Origin of the sequence: Brachyspira suanatina, from assembly GCF_001049755.1 — a bacterium.
Taxonomy (GTDB): Bacteria; Spirochaetota; Brachyspiria; order Brachyspirales; family Brachyspiraceae; genus Brachyspira; species Brachyspira suanatina.
Map to the genome: position 1 here is coordinate 1 of NZ_CVLB01000016.1, position 896 is coordinate 896.

The following is an 896-nucleotide window of genomic DNA, read 5'->3' on the forward strand; positions in this document are numbered from 1 at the left end:
ATATAGCAAAATGCTATTTAGCAATATAGCAAAATGCTATATTAACCTATATATATGCAATTTTTTTATGATACACAAAGTAATATTTTCTAATATTTTTTATATTAACTAAACAGTATTATAGTTTTTACTAATCATAAAATTAGCTCGCAGGCTGTAATCTTGGCAGAGATTACAGCCTATCTTTTAAGCTCTATTAAAATCCTTTTCGATTTTTTCAAAACTGTTTAATATTTGATTCATTCTGCACGTTAAGTCTTTCCATTCTTCAAGCATATTTGTTTTAATGTCTTTTTTAATACAGTCTTTTTTCGTACTATATCTAAACTTAGCAAACGGATGATTTTCCATAGCCTCTTTTATCATTCCAGCCAAAACATAAATATATCTTGACACTGTTGTATTAATATTTTGATGTCCTAGCATTTTTGATATAACATAAATGTCAGTTCCGTTTTCTGCCATATCAGTTGCAAAGCCTCTTCTTAATGAATGACAAGTAACTTTTATATTTGTTTTTTTAGAAATAAAATGCATTATTGTGCTTATAGTATTTATGTTAAGAGGATCTCCGTTTGTCTTAATAAATAGCATATTATGTATTTTCTTTCTCTGCTTTAATATAGATTTTCTTAATTTTAAATATTCAAATAGTTTAGATTTTATAGAACTAGAAAAAGAAATAATTCTTGGTTTATCTCCCTTGCTTTTATAAATAGCTATGGTATTATTATCAAAGTGAATATTGTCAATGTCTATGCAGGCAAGCTCCTTACGGCGTATGCCTGTGTTAGACATCAGCAAAAGCATGAATATATTTCTCTCATCTGCAAAACTTTCTGATTTTTCTTTTATCTTTTTTGTAATAGATAAAGTTTCATCTGCTTTTATTAATA

The 896-nt window shown here is 26.6% G+C and carries 1 protein-coding gene; it reads right to left on the minus strand.

The window, feature by feature from the left end:
* Positions 1 to 186: 186 nt before the first annotated feature.
* Positions 187 to 896: tyrosine-type recombinase/integrase (locus BRSU_RS14025; protein ID WP_048596211.1), on the minus strand; the 710-nt coding region annotated here is incomplete at its 5' end.